This is a genomic window from Aridibaculum aurantiacum, assembly GCF_017355875.1.
Lineage (GTDB): Bacteria > Bacteroidota > Bacteroidia > Chitinophagales > Chitinophagaceae > Segetibacter > Segetibacter aurantiacus.
Map to the genome: position 1 here is coordinate 58499 of NZ_JAFEWC010000003.1, position 16696 is coordinate 75194.

16 protein-coding genes are annotated in these 16696 nt (G+C 41.7%); 11 read left to right on the forward strand and 5 right to left on the reverse strand.

Features of this window, described 5'->3' with window-relative positions; translation table 11 throughout:
- Positions 1-348 precede the first annotated feature (348 nt).
- The 3 genes from J4N22_RS14100 (at position 349) to J4N22_RS14110 (ending at position 5833) form a co-directional block, all read left to right on the forward strand.
- A complete protein-coding gene (locus tag J4N22_RS14100) occupies positions 349-3711 on the forward strand; it encodes a vitamin B12-dependent ribonucleotide reductase (protein WP_207495597.1) in 3363 nt (1120 codons plus the stop codon).
- Between the two features lie 191 nt (positions 3712-3902).
- Entirely contained in the window at positions 3903-5279 is a 1377-nt protein-coding gene (locus J4N22_RS14105) for an alkaline phosphatase D family protein (protein WP_207495599.1), read from the forward strand.
- A gap of 80 nt (positions 5280-5359) precedes the next feature.
- Positions 5360-5833, forward strand: a complete 474-nt coding sequence (locus J4N22_RS14110) for a YcxB family protein (protein WP_207495601.1) — start codon at positions 5360-5362, stop codon at positions 5831-5833.
- 54 nt (positions 5834-5887) lie between these two features.
- Here the strand turns inward: J4N22_RS14110 and J4N22_RS14115 are convergent, their stop codons facing one another.
- On the reverse strand, positions 5888-6316 hold the full coding sequence (locus tag J4N22_RS14115) for a GNAT family N-acetyltransferase (protein WP_207495603.1): 429 nt from the start codon (positions 6314-6316) through the stop codon (positions 5888-5890).
- A gap of 317 nt (positions 6317-6633) precedes the next feature.
- On the opposite strand from J4N22_RS14115, the gene J4N22_RS14120 reads away from it, so the two are divergent.
- The 3 genes from J4N22_RS14120 to rnc all read left to right on the forward strand — a co-directional run bounded on the left by J4N22_RS14120 (position 6634) and on the right by rnc (position 8955).
- A complete protein-coding gene (locus J4N22_RS14120; protein ID WP_026751146.1) occupies positions 6634-6870 on the forward strand; it encodes an acyl carrier protein in 237 nt (78 codons plus the stop codon).
- Positions 6871-6986: 116 nt separating this feature from the next.
- Positions 6987-8240 carry a beta-ketoacyl-ACP synthase II gene (gene fabF / locus J4N22_RS14125; protein ID WP_207495605.1) on the forward strand — a complete coding sequence of 418 codons (1254 nt, stop codon included), beginning with the start codon at positions 6987-6989 and terminating at the stop codon, positions 8238-8240.
- Between the two features lie 4 nt (positions 8241-8244).
- Positions 8245-8955, forward strand: coding sequence for a ribonuclease III (rnc, locus tag J4N22_RS14130; protein ID WP_207495607.1), 711 nt, complete (start codon positions 8245-8247; stop codon positions 8953-8955).
- An 83-nt stretch (positions 8956-9038) separates the two neighbouring features.
- Here rnc and J4N22_RS14135 read toward each other — a convergent pair whose 3' ends face one another.
- On the reverse strand, positions 9039-9428 hold the full coding sequence (locus J4N22_RS14135; RefSeq protein WP_207495609.1) for a hypothetical protein: 390 nt from the start codon (positions 9426-9428) through the stop codon (positions 9039-9041).
- 251 nt (positions 9429-9679) lie between these two features.
- The gene (gene mce, locus J4N22_RS14140; protein ID WP_207495611.1) at positions 9680-10084 is read right to left on the reverse strand and encodes a methylmalonyl-CoA epimerase; all 405 of its coding nucleotides are present in this window, start codon (positions 10082-10084) and stop codon (positions 9680-9682) included.
- 149 nt (positions 10085-10233) lie between these two features.
- Between mce and J4N22_RS14145 the strand changes: the two genes are divergently transcribed.
- The 3 genes from J4N22_RS14145 (at position 10234) to J4N22_RS14155 (ending at position 12379) form a co-directional block, all read left to right on the forward strand.
- A complete protein-coding gene (locus J4N22_RS14145) occupies positions 10234-11451 on the forward strand; it encodes an IscS subfamily cysteine desulfurase (RefSeq protein ID WP_280923985.1) in 1218 nt (405 codons plus the stop codon).
- Positions 11452-11561: 110 nt separating this feature from the next.
- Complete coding sequence (gene iscU / locus J4N22_RS14150; protein ID WP_207495613.1) at positions 11562-11981, forward strand: Fe-S cluster assembly scaffold IscU; 420 nt, start codon at positions 11562-11564, stop codon at positions 11979-11981.
- A gap of 68 nt (positions 11982-12049) precedes the next feature.
- Positions 12050-12379, forward strand: coding sequence for a HesB/IscA family protein (locus tag J4N22_RS14155; RefSeq protein ID WP_207495614.1), 330 nt, complete (start codon positions 12050-12052; stop codon positions 12377-12379).
- 64 nt (positions 12380-12443) lie between these two features.
- Here J4N22_RS14155 and J4N22_RS14160 read toward each other — a convergent pair whose 3' ends face one another.
- Positions 12444-12713 (reverse strand): hypothetical protein, encoded by a 270-nt coding sequence (locus J4N22_RS14160; RefSeq protein WP_207495616.1) that lies wholly within the window; start codon positions 12711-12713, stop codon positions 12444-12446.
- Positions 12714-12909: 196 nt separating this feature from the next.
- Positions 12910-14091, reverse strand: coding sequence for a hypothetical protein (locus J4N22_RS14165; RefSeq protein WP_207495617.1), 1182 nt, complete (start codon positions 14089-14091; stop codon positions 12910-12912).
- Positions 14092-14180: 89 nt separating this feature from the next.
- On the opposite strand from J4N22_RS14165, the gene gldF reads away from it, so the two are divergent.
- Together gldF and gldG are read left to right on the forward strand one after the other, a co-directional pair.
- Positions 14181-14903: a gliding motility-associated ABC transporter permease subunit GldF gene (gldF, locus tag J4N22_RS14170; RefSeq protein ID WP_207495618.1), complete on the forward strand. Its 723-nt coding sequence runs from the start codon at positions 14181-14183 to the stop codon at positions 14901-14903.
- 37 nt (positions 14904-14940) lie between these two features.
- Positions 14941-16650 carry a gliding motility-associated ABC transporter substrate-binding protein GldG gene (gene gldG, locus J4N22_RS14175; RefSeq protein ID WP_342450936.1) on the forward strand — a complete coding sequence of 570 codons (1710 nt, stop codon included), beginning with the start codon at positions 14941-14943 and terminating at the stop codon, positions 16648-16650.
- The last annotated feature ends 46 nt before the right edge of the window (positions 16651-16696 follow it).

The following is a 16696-nucleotide window of genomic DNA, read 5'->3' on the forward strand; positions in this document are numbered from 1 at the left end:
TAGGCTTGCATGATTAGGAGACCAATTAAGAAAACAGCTTATGAATAATTCAAATACTTATAGGCTTTAGGAACGTTGGGACTAGTGTTATAGCCTTCAGATATGAAAATTTGGGCGCTTTCAACGTATGCCAAAAAACTTATTTGATGCCTTTTTTTATCTACATCGTGTGGACATTGCACGTAACTCACTCCCTGTAAAGGCTTCCAATTTCTGCACATTCATTTTCCACATCTGTGCATATTTGAAAGCCGTTCATACAAGAAAGGAAGGATATTTTCGTTACCCGCCTCAATTTTTTTGACGGGCTTTTCAAACTTCCATTTAATCAATATAAATCTTCTTCACATGCCTACACCAAACAGCAAAAAAGGACTCCAGTTCCAGCGGCGCTTTACCAAAGAAGGCGTTTCTCCGTTCGACCAGTTTGAGTATGACTACCGTACCAGTGTCATTCGCAACCCGTCGGGTGAAATTGTTTTTGAAATGACCAATGTAGAGGTTCCAAAAGGATGGAGCCAGATTGCAACGGATATCATTGCACAAAAATATTTCCGTAAGGCTGGTGTACCGCAAGCTGATGGTACGCTTGGTCGCGAAACCTCATCTAAACAGGTGGCGCATCGTATGGCCAACTGCTGGAGAGTGTGGGGTGAGCGTAATGGCTATTTTGCAACAACTGAAGATGCACAGGTATTTTACGAAGAACTGGTATATAGCATATTGAACCAGGCTTGTGTGCCTAACAGCCCGCAATGGTTCAATACCGGCTTGTACGAGAGCTATGGTATAAAAGGATCGCCGCAGGGACACTATTATGTTGATCAGAAAGATGGAAAACTGAAAAGATCTACATCGGCTTATGAGCGTCCGCAGCCGCATGCATGTTTTATATTAAGTGTAGAAGATGACCTGGTAAATGAAGGTGGAATTATGGATCTGTGGGTTCGCGAAGCCAGGATCTTTAAATACGGTTCTGGTGTAGGAACAAACTATAGTAACATTCGTGGAGAAGGAGAGAAGCTGAGTGGTGGTGGTACATCCAGCGGATTGATGAGCTTTTTGAAGATTGGTGACCGTGCTGCTGGTGCAATCAAAAGTGGTGGCACTACACGTCGTGCGGCTAAAATGGTTTGTCTCGACCTGGATCATCCTGAGATCGTAGACTTCATTGAATGGAAAGTAGAAGAAGAAAAGAAAGTAAGTGCTTTAATAACTGCAGGTTATGCCAGTGATTACGAAGGCGAAGCATACCGCACAGTATCTGGACAGAATTCTAATAATTCTGTTCGTGTACCAAACGAATTTTTCGAGAAACTGGAAAAGGGAGAAGACTGGGAACTGACAGCTCGTACCGATGGCCGCACCATGAAGAAGGTCAATAGCCGCGAGTTGTGGAATAAAATAGCTTATGCCGCATGGCGTTGTGCAGATCCAGGCTTGCAGTACAACTCTACCATTAACGAGTGGCATACCTGCCCTAAGGGTGGAGAAATCAGGGCTTCTAATCCTTGCTCTGAATACATGTTCCTCGACAATACTGCATGTAACCTTGCATCTGTGAACCTGCGCAAGTTTCACAACGACGATACCAATGTTTTTGATGTAGAAGGTTTTGAATATACCTGCCGCCTGTGGACAGTTGTATTGGAAGTATCCGTACTGATGGCACAGTTCCCAAGTAAAGAAGTAGCACAATTATCATACGACTATCGCACACTGGGTTTAGGTTTTGCCAACCTTGGAAGCATGTTAATGGTAAGTGGTATCGCTTACGATAGTGAAGAGGCAAGAGCTATTGCAGGATCTATTTCCGCTATCATGACTGGTACAGCGTACAAAACAAGCGCTGAAATGGCCAGCTTCTTAGGCGCTTTTAATAAGTATGCTGAGAATGCTGAAGACATGATGCGTGTTATGCGCAACCACCGACTGGCTGCTTACGATGCAGATGCTTATGAAAAGATCAGCATCAAGCCGCAAGGAATAAAAGCAACTTATTGCCCTGATTATTTGCTGACAGCAGCATGCAAAGCATGGGATAGCGCAGTAGAGTTAGGAGAAAAATATGGTTATCGCAATGCGCAAACAACTGTTATTGCTCCTACCGGAACAATTGGTTTGGTAATGGATTGCGACACTACCGGTGTAGAACCAGATTTTGCTTTGGTGAAGTTTAAAAAATTAAGCGGTGGCGGATACTTCAAGATCATCAACCAGAGCGTGCCTTTAGCTTTAAGAAACCTCGGCTACAGCGAAAAAGAAACCGATGCTATCATCAAATACGCAGTAGGTTCTGCCTCTTTCGAAGGTGCTCCATTCATCAACCAGCAGTCGCTGAGCGAGAAAGGTTTTCTTGGCGAAGAGATCAAGAAACTGAACGATGCATTGAAAGCAGCATTTGAAATTAGTTTTGTATTCAACCGTTTCACGCTTGGCGAAGCTTGTTTGCAAAGACTTGGTTTTACAGAAGCTGAGTATAGCGACTGGAACTTCAACCTGTTGGAAGCACTAGGATTCACTGAGGAGCAGATAGACGCAGCCAACGATTACATCTGCGGTACAATGACAGTAGAAGGTGCACCTTATTTAAAAGAAGAACACCTGAAAGTTTTTGACTGCGCTAACAAATGCGGTAAAAAAGGTGAAAGATATATCCACGCACATGGGCACATCCGTATGATGGCTGCTACACAGCCTTTCATCAGTGGCGCTATTTCTAAAACCATCAACCTGCCAAACGAAGCTGAAGTAGAAGAGATAGCTGATTGCTATATGCTTAGCTGGCAGTTGGGTCTGAAGGCAAATGCATTGTATCGTGATGGTTCTAAACTATCGCAGCCACTGAGCAATAAAAGCGATAAAAAGAAGAAGGACGAAACAACAGAGGATACATCTTCAGAAGTTGTAGAACCTCAAACCTCAAACCTTCAACCTCAAACTACAGAGTCTAACATCGTTGACCTGAGCAAGCTTACAGTAGAGGAGCTATTGGAAGAAGTAACCAAGCGCATGCATGCTTCGCCTGATACAAAACTGAAGCGTAAGCTGAGTGATATTGTTCAGCGTAAGTCGCTGCCGGCAAAGCGTCGTGGATTTACCCAAAAAGCAAAGATCAATGGCCAGGTGATATTCCTGCGGACCGGCGAATTCAACGACAATACGCTCGGTGAAATATTCATCGATCTTGCGAAAGAAGGTTCGACACTTCGCAGTATGATGAACTGTTTTGCAATAGCCGTTTCTGTAGGCCTGCAATACGGTGTGCCACTAGAAGAGTTCGTGGAGAAGTTCGTCTTCACCAAGTTTGAACCAGCGGGAATGGTAGATCATCCAAACATCAAGACAACAACATCGTTGGTTGATTTCGTCTTCCGTTGCCTAGCTTACGAGTACCTGGATCGTACTGACCTGGTGCATGTGCTTGATAAGCCAGAGGTAATGAACCTGGGTGATGATATAGAAGATTTTAAACCTGAATTAAGCAGTGTACGCATAACCGCTCCATCCAATAATGGTGCTGCTCCTAAAGCAGAAAAAGCGGTAGCCAAAGCAACAGCCAATGTTAGCAACGGCCTGGAAGCTTTGAACGCAGCTAATAAAAATATGCAAAGTGATGCTCCTGCCTGCAACACCTGTGGCCATATCACTATCCGTAGCGGTACCTGCTACAAGTGTATGAACTGCGGCAACAGCATGGGATGTAGCTAGTCATTTTGGTTTTTCATGATTGCCGAAGCCACCTTTCCAGGTGGCTTTTTTTATGTTTTGAAATGATTGGAAGCCGCCTGCCAATCCATATTCAGCTTCCGTTGCGTCGCACTCTTGTACAGTTGTGGTTATGGCAGCAGATAGGCTGCTGTATTACAGCAAACATGTATTTTGCAGCTCAACAAGATCATATGAAGTCAAGCCTCGTTCTGCTTTTCCTTTTTCTAACCTCCTACCTATTTGCTCAAAAACCTGCTGGTGTAGTAAGTGGTCCCATGCCTGGCCATATAGACATGCGTACCGCCACCATATGGGTGGAACTAAAAGAAGGCATAGCAGAAGCCATTTTGCTTTATTGGCCAAAGGACAAGCCGAAAGCAACAGCCAAGAGGATAGTAATGAAAAAAGATTACACTGCTTTTCCAAATACTTATAAATGGCAGTTGCCACAACTGGAGCCAGCAACTACTTATTTATATAATGTAGTGATGGGTAAAGAGAATGCCGTTATCGGTGCTGGCGAGGTCACAACTCAGCCGCTGTGGCAATACCGAACTGATGCGCCTGACTTTTCCTTTGTCACCGGCAGTTGTGCTTATTTTAACGATAACTACGACAGGCCAGGTGTGCCTTACGGAAAAGACAGTTCCATATTTACTACCATGGCCACTGAGACCAATGCATCTTTTATGCTGTGGCTAGGCGACAACTGGTACACCCGCGAGGTGGACTACAACAGCGAATGGGGCTTGAAGTATCGTGCCTCCCGTGACAGGAGTATGCCTGTACTTCAGCCGCTACTAAAGGCAATGCCGCATTATGCTATCTGGGACGATCATGATTATGGTCCCAACAATGCAGATAAAAGTTATATACTGAAAGATACCAGCCGCAGCATCTTTATGAAGTACTGGGCCAATCCCTCCTATGGACAGAACGGGCAAGGCATCTTCACTAAGTTCACCTTCAGCGATGTTGATTTTTTCCTGCTGGACGACCGCTGGTTTAGAAGCAATGATGAAATGGTTGATTCAATTGGAGGTTTGGAGAATACAGCAAAACGGATGTTTGGGGAGCAACAAATGGAGTGGCTAAAGAATGCTTTATTGCAAAGCAATTCCAACTCTATGGTTCATTTCAGAGTGATCGCCACCGGCAGCCAGGTGCTAAATCAATCATCTGTAAAAGACTGTTTCATTCATTATCGCACCGAATTCCGGGAGTTAATGGATTTCTTGCAGCAGCATCCGATCAATGGATTGGTATTCTTAACAGGCGACAGGCATCTTTCCTCAGTTGTAAAGAGAGAGCGTAATGGCAATTACCCGCTTTATGATATTACAGCTTCTTCGCTTACAGCAGGCCTGTCACGCAGGTCGCCAGCTGAGGCTTCAGATCCAAATATGTTGCTGCGGGTAGACGATCAGAATAACTATAGCAGGATATCTTTTACAGGTAAAGGTGCAGAACGAATTATGAAGGTGGTATTTCTGAATAAAAAGGGGGAACAGTTGGCTGAGTGGGCAGTTGCGCTCAAGGATATTAGTACTCCCAAACCAGCACGCTAACATCCTGTTGCCTTTGATAGATATCGGCTTCTATTTTGCAGTTACTCTTTTCCTACTTTTGGTGCACTGAAAACAATAAGATGGAGATATACTTTGGATATGATAAAAAGCAGGTGATACAGGCATTACGTTATCATTTTATTTCTCGCCCCGAGGTGAAGATTTTATTGATAGTGGTAAATGTATTTACAATTATTTCAGCCAGCCTATTCTTCTTTAGAAAAGTGTCACCGTTGGCATTTCTCGTTGCATCCTTGTTATGGATGGTGCTAATGATCTCCTTCTGGTTTATTCTGCCAAAGACTGTCTACAAACGCGCATCTACCTTTCGTGATACATTTAAAATGTCTTTTAGTGAACATCATGTATTGCTGGAAAATGCACGTGGACAGATGCAATGGGCATGGAAAAACTTTTCCCGCTTTGTAGAAAGTCCGCATTTCTTTCACCTCTACTTCGATAGCCGTTCGTTTTTTCTTGTTCCCAAAGCAGCGTTGGAAGACAATGAAAGAACAGACCTTCGACAATTGTTTAAGGAAAAGATTGGAGAGTAGTTTATGGTTCCTGGTTACCTTAACCTCAAACTTCCAACTTCTAACCTCCAACTATCAAAGGTTTTTCTCCATTACATAGTGCGGTATGGTTACTTCTTCAAACTCTTGTCCTATAATATTATAGCCTTGTTTTTCGTAGAAGCCAATGGCTGACTTACGCGCATGCATGGTGATTTTTGTATTGCCCCTATCACGCGCAAGGTTCTCTGCAAACTGCATTAAAACTCGTCCAATTCCTTTTCCCTGCAGTCCGGGCTTTACAGCCATCTGTCTTAGCCTTACTGTTTGCGGACCTACTTTAGTTAGCATACAACAACCCAGCATCTCATCATCTTCGTAAGCCCCAATCAACATATCACCTTTCTCACGTTCTAATTCTTCTTCAGTAAATGACAATCCTAAAGGCTTGCGCAAAATGTTGTAGCGCAGGTCCACCATTCTATTGTATTCTTCCGTTCCGTGATCAATGATCTTTAATGGCATATGCTAGTTAGATGTTTGTTAGTTGTATAAAAATAGAACTTCCATCAACTAGAATCATACCTCAATCATTTTTTGTTCATGATGAATTCAAAGAGTGAGCTACCAGACCTTCATGAAGCCACAACAAAAAACACAGGTAAGCTGAAACCTTTTATAGATGGTTTCTATAGAGAAAAAAGCAATAAGCGCAGTGGTCAAAAAGATGAAGTTCTTGAATGCGTTATAATACGCTATTAGATAAGGAAATAAAAATCATTGATTTCGTTGCTTATTTACCAAAATCTATATTTTTGCAACCGTAACTAAACTTTATAACAATGTCAGACATCGCAACAAGAGTTAAGAAAATCATTGTTGACAAACTAGGAGTGGACGAAGCAGAAGTAACCAATGAAGCTTCTTTTACAAATGACTTAGGTGCAGATTCACTAGACACCGTTGAACTTATTATGGAATTTGAAAAAGAATTCAATATTTCTATTCCTGACGAGCAAGCTGAAACTATCACTACTGTAGGCCAGGCTGTTGCCTATTTGGAAGAGCACGCTAAATAATGTCATTGCTCTGCCCCTAAAACTACAGTTTAGGGTTTTTGACAATAATCTTAATCCGCCTCACATAGCAAGTTTGCTTCTGTAGGCGGATTATTCACTTAAAACCACAGGTATTTATGGAATTGAAAAGAGTTGTTGTAACAGGAATAGGTGCATTAACTCCATTAGGAAATGATTTGAATTCATATTGGGATGGCTTGGTAAATGGAGTTTCTGGTGCGAATCCTATTACCCAATTCGATGCGACTAAATTCAAAACCAAATTTGCTTGTGAGCTTAAGAATTTTGACGCTACACAATACCTCGATAGAAAGGAAGCGCGTAAAATAGACCGCTTTACCCAGATCGCATTAGTTGCCAGCGACCAGGCTGTGCAAGATGCAGGTATCACCAAAGAGAATGTAAACGTAGATCGAGTTGGTGTGATCTTCGCCAGCGGTATAGGTGGTTTGATCACTTTCCAGCAAGAAGTAGTAGAGTTTGCTAAGGGAGATGGAACACCGCGTTTCAATCCTTTCTTTATACCTAAGATGATCCTTGATATTGCTGCAGGGCAAATATCTATGCGTCATGGTTTCCGTGGTCCCAACTTCGCTGTGGTTAGTGCTTGTGCTTCTTCTACCAATGCTATCATTGATGCATTTAATTATATCAGGCTTGGAAAAGCAGATGCAATTGTAACAGGCGGTAGCGAAAGTGTGATCAGTGAAGCTGGCGTAGGTGGTTTCAATGCTATGAAAGCACTTAGTGAGCGCAACGATGATTATCAAACTGCAAGTCGTCCTTACGACAGAGACCGTGATGGTTTTGTAATGGGCGAAGGAGCCGGTGTTTTAATTTTAGAAGAACTGGAACATGCGAAAGCACGTGGTGCACACATCTACTGCGAAGTATCAGGTGGTGGTGCTACAGCTGATGCGCATCATATAACAGCCCCGCACCCTGAAGGACTAGGAGCTAAAAACGTAATGTTATGTGCCTTGGATGATGCGGGTATGAAACCAGAAGACATAGATTATATTAACACGCATGGTACATCTACACCATTAGGCGATGGTGCCGAAGTAAAAGCGATATTGGATGTTTTTAAAGAACATTCATACAAGCTAAATATAAGTGCAACCAAAAGCATGACCGGCCATTGCCTGGGCGCCGCTGGAGTAATAGAAGCCATAGCTTGTATACAGGCCTTAGTTCACGATATTGTTCCTCCTACTATAAATCATTTCAACGACGACCCTGAATTGGATCCAAAGCTGAACTTTACTTTTAATACTGCACAGAAGCGTACAGTGAATGCTGCTTTAAGTAATACGTTTGGTTTTGGTGGCCACAATGCAGCAGTGATAGTGAAAAAATACGTAGCTTAACATTGTGGAATTGTTCGGAAAATTTTTAGGGAAGAATAAGGGAAAACAATCACTTGAAAAGCAATTGCAAAATGTGCTGGGCATAAAGCCCGGCAATATTTTTTTATATACCACTGCTCTTAGCCATAGGTCAGTTAAAGAAGGTACGGATGAGAACAATGAACGCCTGGAGTATCTTGGCGATGCAGTTCTAAGTGCTATCGTTGCTGATTATCTCTTCAAAAAATATCCTTACAAAGGCGAAGGTTTCCTTACTGAAATGCGCAGTAAGATGGTTAACCGCCAGCAGTTGAATGATCTTGCTATCAAGATCGGTCTCAAGAAAATTACGCTGTACAATAAGTTTGATGGTTCGCTGAAAGGCAGCCAAATTTTTGGCAACACACTTGAAGCATTGGTTGGTGCCGTTTATCTTGATAAAGGTTACAAGCGCACGCAAACATGGGTGCAAAAACATATCATCATCCCTCATTTATATGTTGATGACCTGGAAAACATTGACATCAACCTGAAGAATAAACTGATTGGCTGGGCGAGCAAAAATGGCCGCATACTTACTTTTCAAACGCTTGATGAAAAGCTTGAAAATAGCCGACGTGTTTTTACCGTTGCCGCAGTGCTGGATGGCGAGCAACTTAGTATCGGTAAAGCATTCAATAAAAAAGATGCTAGCCAGATAGCCGCACAACTAGCTATAGAAAAGCTAGGTCTATAACCCGCTCCTTTATTTCAAAAAAATTATTGGCAATAAAAAAGGCCTCTTCTTTTGGGAGAGGCCTAATGTTCTTTAAGTTTATGTTAGGCTTTGGTTGCGCTTGATTGATCGTTCTTAGAAGCTACATTCTGCTCTTTTACAGCGCGTGCAGCTTTGTTAGAAACATTAATCTCACCATTCATTGTTTTAGCAAAAATGGTAGTTGTGATAGTTTTAGGCAAACTGATGTAAGCAGCTCCATATTCATTGGTAGATGTAATAGTGATCAGGTTGTCTTCTTCATCAAACAGAACAACTGTTGATCCTTTTGGAAAATCACTTACCCAGATATTGGTTTTATCTTCCAGTGCTACCACAGCAAGACGACTTTTTAAGGTAGTAGCCTCATCGTTTTGTGCAGATACAGTGATCACTGAAAATACAGTAGCAAGTATATAAAGGAAGAAAAAACGGAAGTTGAATTGCTTTGCCATGTGAGCTCGCTTTGTTGTTGTTTCTACAGGTAAGGCAAGCCCTGTGCCAATTGGAAGAAAGCGTGTTTTTACGGTCTTCTAAAGCTTTTTCGACTATTGCTATAAAAAATAATTGTGTCTGATTGGAGTATCTAAATAAGTAGTTTCAGAACAAGTGGTTTTTGGTTCCTCATGTTGTTCTGTAATCCAATAAATGTGGTATTTATCAACCAATCAGTATATAGGTCTTAACTAAGATAATTAATTGTATATCAAATATTTACATCTTGGCATATTTCAATTAGAACACCATTAGTCCCCTTTGGATGCAGGAAGCAAACCAGCTTGTTATCTGCTCCTTTTTTCGGTTTTTCATTCAGTAAAACAAAGCCTTCCTGCTGTAATCGCTTCATCTCGTCTTCAATATTTTTAACCTCAAAGGCTATATGATGAATGCCTTCACCTTTTTTTTCAATGAACCTGGCAACTACGCCTTCAGGGTCCAAACTTTCCAATAATTCTACTTTCGATTCCCAAATCTGGAAAAATGCAGTATTGACTTTTTCCGACTCAACTACTTCTGTTTTATAACATGACGTATTCAATATTTTTTCAAACAGTGGAATGGAAACCTCCAGGCTTTTTACGGCAATGCCTATATGCTCAATATTTTTCATTGAAAGAAGAAGTTAAGAAGGATGAGTAAATACTGCCTCATGTTACGAAATCAGGAAAAACAGCAAAGGCAGCTTTAATGGCACAAAATTATAGGTGCTATTGGTTTACTTTTGTGTAAATACAAGTAGTAGTTAAAATATTGGTTCTTATGTTGAAATTACCCGTTTATCTTGATAATAATGCCACTACACCATGTGATCCTCGTGTAGTAGAAGCAATGATTCCATATTTCACTGAAAGCTTTGGTAATGCTGCCAGCAGAAACCATCCTTTTGGTTGGGCAGCTGAAGAAGCTGTTGATTATGCGCGTGAACAAGTTGCCAAATTGATAGGTGCTGATCCTAAAGAGATCATCTTCACCAGTGGAGCAACAGAAGCCGACAACCTGGCTATCAAAGGTGTTTTTGAGATGTACGCCAGCAAAGGCAACCACATCATCACAGCTAATACTGAGCATAAAGCAGTATTGGATACCTGTAAACACGTAGAAAAACTAGGTGGTGAGGTTACTTACCTGAATGTGAAGGAAGATGGCCTGATTGATCTGCAAGAACTGGAAGCAGCCATTAAGCCGAACACGATCCTTATTTCCATTATGTATGCTAATAACGAAATTGGCGTTGTGCAGCCTATGCGTGAAATAAGCGCAATAGCAAAAAAACATGGCGTTCTTGTATTTAGCGATGCAGTTCAGGCTGTTGGTAAAATACCTGTTGATGTAAATAAAGACGGCATTGACCTTATGGCTTTCACCGGTCATAAAATGTACGGTCCTAAGGGTATAGGTGCTTTATATGTGCGTCGTAAAAATCCTCGTGTAAAAGTTACTGCCCAAATGGATGGCGGCGGCCACGAAAGAGGTATGCGTAGTGGTACATTGAACGTTCCTGGCATTGTAGGTTTTGGTAAAGCTGCTGAGCTTGCCCGCCTGGAAATGGACCAGGATGCAAAAAGATTAGGTGCTTTACGCGACAAACTGGAAACAGAATTACTTAAAATAGAAGAAGCGTATGTAAATGGAAACCGTGAACATAGGCTGCCACATGTTACCAATATCTCTTTCAAACACGTAGAGGGTGAAGGTTTATTGATGGGCTTTAATAAGAATATTGCTCTTAGTTCAGGTTCAGCATGTACATCAGCTTCTTTGGAGCCTAGTTATGTACTGAAGGCTCTTGGTTTGGGAGATGACCTTGCGCATAGTTCACTTCGTTTCGGCTTAGGACGTTTCACCACTGAAGAGCAGATCGATTATACAATTGAACAGGTTTCTAATACCGTTCTGAAGCTGCGCGAAATGAGCCCACTTTGGGAGATGTACAAAGAAGGTATCGACCTGAATTCAATTGAGTGGGCACACCACTAATTTTAAGGAACTGCTAATTCTTAGGTTCGTAAAACAATAACACGACCAAAGGGTTAAACAGTTGTAATTTTGTAGTCAACATTTTAAAAAACGATCTAAATAATAATATTATGGCTTACTCAGAAAAACTAATTGATCATTACCAAAACCCGAAGAACGTAGGTACACTGGATAAAGGAAAGAAGAATGTAGGTACCGGTTTGGTAGGTGCTCCTGAATGTGGTGACGTAATGCGTCTCCAAATAGAAGTAGACGAAGCAACAGGTGTGATCTCTGATGCTAAGTTCAAAACTTTTGGTTGTGGTTCGGCTATTGCTTCTTCTTCTCTTGCAACAGAATGGTTAAAAGGTAAAACTGTTGACCAGGCTTTGACTATTGACAATATGGAAATAGTAGAAGAACTGAACCTGCCTCCGGTTAAAATCCACTGTTCGGTATTAGCTGAAGATGCCATCAAGGCTGCAATCAACGATTATAGGGCAAAGAATGGCCTGGAGCAGATCAAATTTGAAGAAAGTGTAGTTCACTAGTAGTAAGAGCTGCCAGCTCGAATAAGTTTCAAAAGCTGGTGGCACATCTTAATGCTAAAACAGGCGATATGATTTATGTAAGTGATAAGGCTGCCGCTAAGGTTGAAAGATTGAAAGAAGAGGCAGATATAAAAACTGGTGATTTCTTTTTAAGAGTATCAGTAGTTGGTGGAGGTTGTAGTGGATTAAGCTATAAACTGGATTTCGACAACGAAAAGAAGCCAATGGACCAGGAGTTTGAAGACAATGGGGTAAAAGTGGTTACTGATCTGAAAAGTTTTCTTTATCTGGTAAATACCACCTTAGATTTCTCTGATGGATTGAATGGTAAAGGATTTTACTTCAGCAATCCGAATGCTAGCCGCAGTTGTGGTTGTGGCGAGAGTTTTGCAGTATAATTTTTTTATAGATTAAGGTATGAAACGTCTTTGTATAGTATGTACAAAGGCGTTTCTGTTTTTATTAATCTTCTTTCTTAACCTTTGGTGGAGGTGGAGGTAGCTTTTCAACTTTAGGTGCCGGAGGTGGAGGCGGAGGTAGTTTAGCCTCTTTCACTGTTGGCGGTGCTGGTGGAGGCGGTGGAGCTTGCGGAGCCGGCGGTGGAGGTGGAGGCGTACGTTGCTCCGTAGTAGATTTCTGTTTCTTTTCTCTTTTTTCGGTTTGGGCACCAGCAGTAGTACATGCAAAAATGCCAAACACTGTAGCTAGTGCTACAAATGATTTTACTTTCATAACAATGGTTTTAGACGGAGATGCAGTAGCAAGCATTTTCCATAAAGCACAAATCCCTGCAATTGCAGGGATTTGATTAACAGCTTAGTTTTGACCGGAGCAACGGTTCAAAATAACCGTAGTTGTTGTCAGACAGATGTTAGACATCAATGGTCTGCCACCTGCTGCTTCTGCCTCACATATTCATTTTTATCAATTATTGTAATAGTAGTGTGCTTACAAGGTTTTGCGTAGCATTGTGTAATACCACTCTGTATAAACCTGTTGAAATTGTAGATTTTAATTCTACTACCATAGATTGGTTTTGGCCATCGTGGCGGATAACCTGGTTGTGAACCTGCTGTCCATTATTCTTTAAAACTGAAAGACGATACTCACCTTTCGCTATATTATTCAGCTGAATAGCAATAGAGGTAGCGCCAGGTTGTGCAGTAGCTACAAAATCTTTCCCTCTTGAACCAAAATTTACTGCAACCACTTTACTTACCCGGCTGCTCATTCTTTCCTTTATCAAAAGCCTGTAGTAGTTAGCACCATTAGCAGGAGCGTTATGAGTGGCAGAAAGTGAAGAAACGTTGTTACTTCCTCCGGCTGTTGTGGTAGCCACTGTGCTAAATGATCTTCCATCAGTAGAATGCTGGAGGTCGTAACCTTCAATGCCATGTTGATTGGCTACCGACCACTGCACCAAAACAGATGAAGTAAGTTTAGTTGCTTTAAGGTCTAATAAGGTAACAGGAAGCGTTACATTAGTGGCATAATTAGATAATGTAGTTGCATTTCCAGGTGCGCTCCAGTCAGTAGAATTATTGTCATTAGGAACAGCATCAAAACTTCCATGACTATTGTTGTCGCCGGTAATATAAAATTGTACATCACCTGGACTAGCGTGTTGTATCAGTGATAATGGCACACGTAATTCAATGAATCCATTTTCATTTGTTGTGGTAATGTTTTCTGCAAATTCTGTATTGGCAACACCATCATAACCGCCCCACGCCGCACCGTCCCATACATTGTATTGGGCATAATCACCAAAGTGACCACGAAAAGCAAAGTCAGGTTTGTTTGTATGATTATAGGTTACCTGCCTTGCCCATGAGTCGTTCGTGGCGCCACCAGCTTTTGTATTAACTATAAAGGCCCACGACATCCAGGTTTGTGCAGAAACTTCTGCGCCGAAGTATACATAGTTTGCATCAGCTGTTACATACAAAGCTTTCGCATTGGCGCCGGCCCATCCTGGTATATTGTTGCCCACCGCTATTGGCGAACCCCAGCCTTCGCTTGGTGAAATAACTCCATCCAAAGTAGGAGTACCAGCATAAGAAAATTGAATAGCCATAGAGGCCACAAAGAGTGTAAAGATTTTTTTCATATAGCATTTAGTTTGTGTACAATTTACATATTCTTTATTTAACTGAAAATCTTGAATAGATTATTTTCAATCGCAGTAGTTTTGAGCTTATGTGGATGATTTGCAAAAAGGAATGGCGGCAATTTTTTAGCAGTCTTACAGGTTATATAGCTATCGTGGTTTTTCTGTTGTTAATGGGTTTGTTCCTGTTTGTTTTTCCTGCATCCAGCATTCTCGATTTTGGTTATGCTTCCCTGGAGAACTTTTTTTCACTTGCACCTTTTGTAATGCTTTTCCTGGTTCCAACCATTACCATGCGAAGCATAGCAGATGAATATAAAAGCGGCACTTTTGAGTTACTAAAAACGCTTCCTGTAAGTCCTGCTAATATAGTGTGGGGTAAATACCTGGGATGTTTGTTAGTAGTGGCTATTGCATTGCTTCCAACCGTAGTTTATGCCGTAAGTATTCAGCAACTAAGTGCACGGGGTGGTATAGATGTAGGAGCTACTACCGGTAGTTATATTGGTTTACTTATGCTTGGTGCAGTGTATACAGCAGTAGGTATTTGTGCAAGCAGTTTTACAAACAATACAGTTGTTGCTTTTATTGTTTCGGCCTTTATCTGCTTCTTCCTCTACAGTGGTTTTAATGCTATCAGCAACCTTTCGCTGTTTAATGCAGGAGCTGATTATTACATAGAAATGTTGGGAATAGATTTTCATTACCGCAGTATCAGCAGGGGAGTGATAGACACCCGCGATATCATTTATTTTTTTGCTGTTATCTTCCTTTTCCTGCTGGTAACACAGCGGAACCTGGTAAGGAGATAAACAATCAGAGTGAGCATCATTATTAATACAAGGGACAGTGATCGATAAAATATTAAAGAATAAATTTTGGTGGCTTTGGCTTACGCTCATACTGCTGGTAGTAGTGTATGTGGCTTCGCTTGGTAGGTTCAGGTTAGATCTTACTAAGGAAAAACGTTTTTCACTAAGCCCTTCTACCATCAACCTGCTACGTAACCTGGATGACGATGTGCAGGTGGATGTATTTCTTACCGGGGAACTTAGTTCTGGGTTTAGAAAGCTTAGTAATGCTACTGATGAGCTGCTGAGCGAGTTCAAAGAATATGGTGGAGCAAACGTTCAATACCGCTTCTTCCGGCCGGGTGAAGGCTTACCAGATAGCCTACGCATGGAGATTTATGATAGCCTGGTGCAGATGGGCGTTCGGCCTTTCACCAACCAGGTTACGGCCAAAGAAGGTGAAGAGACTTCTGAACGATTGATTTTTCCGGGAGCTATAGTAAGCTACAAAGACAGGCGCATTGGCATAGACCTGATGAGTGGCAAGAGCGGGATGGATGAAGAAACAAGTTTAAATTATAGCGAGGCACTGCTTGAATTTAAACTGGCCGATGCCATAGACAAACTTACCCGTACTGAAGTGCCAGTAATAGCATATGCAGCTGGTAATGGACAGCCACTTAACCCTACTGTGCGCGACCTGTTTGATGTACTCAGAAATAACTATAACCTTGGCGTCCTCGACCTCCAGATCGGCCACTTAGACCCGCAGAAGATAAATGCTTTACTTGTAGTGAAGCCGGCTAATGCTTTCACGGATGTAGAAAAGCTAAAGATTGATCAGTACGTGATGCAGGGTGGCAACGTCATCTGGTTCATTGATAAATTGTATGCAGAACTGGACAGTTTATACAGGTCACAAGCTGACTTTGTTGCTTTTGATAAAAACCTGAACATAGACGACCAGTTGTTTAAGTATGGTGTTCGTATCAATGGAGATTTATTGCAAGACCTGAAATGTGCTAAGCTTCCAATGGTAGTGGGGCAGCGTGCAGATGGACAACCACAATTTTCACGTGTACCTTTTCCTTATTACCCTTTACTCACTTCTACAGGTACACATCCTATTTCTAAAAACCTGGACGATGTATTGAGCATTTTTCCTTCTTCCATTGATACAGTACAAGCTCCCGGTATCAAGAAAACAATTTTACTAAGTACCGATACATTAAGCCGTAGTTTAAGTACACCGGCTATAGTCACTTTACAATCAGTAAAAACAGAAGATGACATAAGAACCTTCAACCGTAGCTATGTGCCGGTGGCCGTGCTGTTAGAAGGAAAGTTCTCTTCACTCTATGCCAATCGACTTACCACTGCCTTGCGTGATAGCCTGCGAACTTATACAGATGTGCCATTTGCTGCATCCGGCGTAAAAGAGTCAAAACAGGTGGTAGTGAGTGATGCTGATATTGTGACCAATGTAGTAACCCAAAGTGAAGGTGCGCTGCCAATGGGAACGCAGCAGTACGAAAATTATGCTTTTGCCAATAAAGAATTCCTGATGAACACGGTGGATTACATGGTTAGCAAGAGCGGCATACTGGAAACACGATCAAAAGATGTAACCCTGCGACTGCTGGATAAGCAGCGGGTTCAGAATGAAAAAACAAAATGGCAGCTTATAAACCTGCTGTTGCCCATACTCCTGGTACTACTTTTCGGATGGATCTACCAGGCCCTGCGTAAAAAGCAATATGCTAACTAAGAGGACGGTATTTATTTTGAAGTAATCCTTGTCCTAAGCATACATT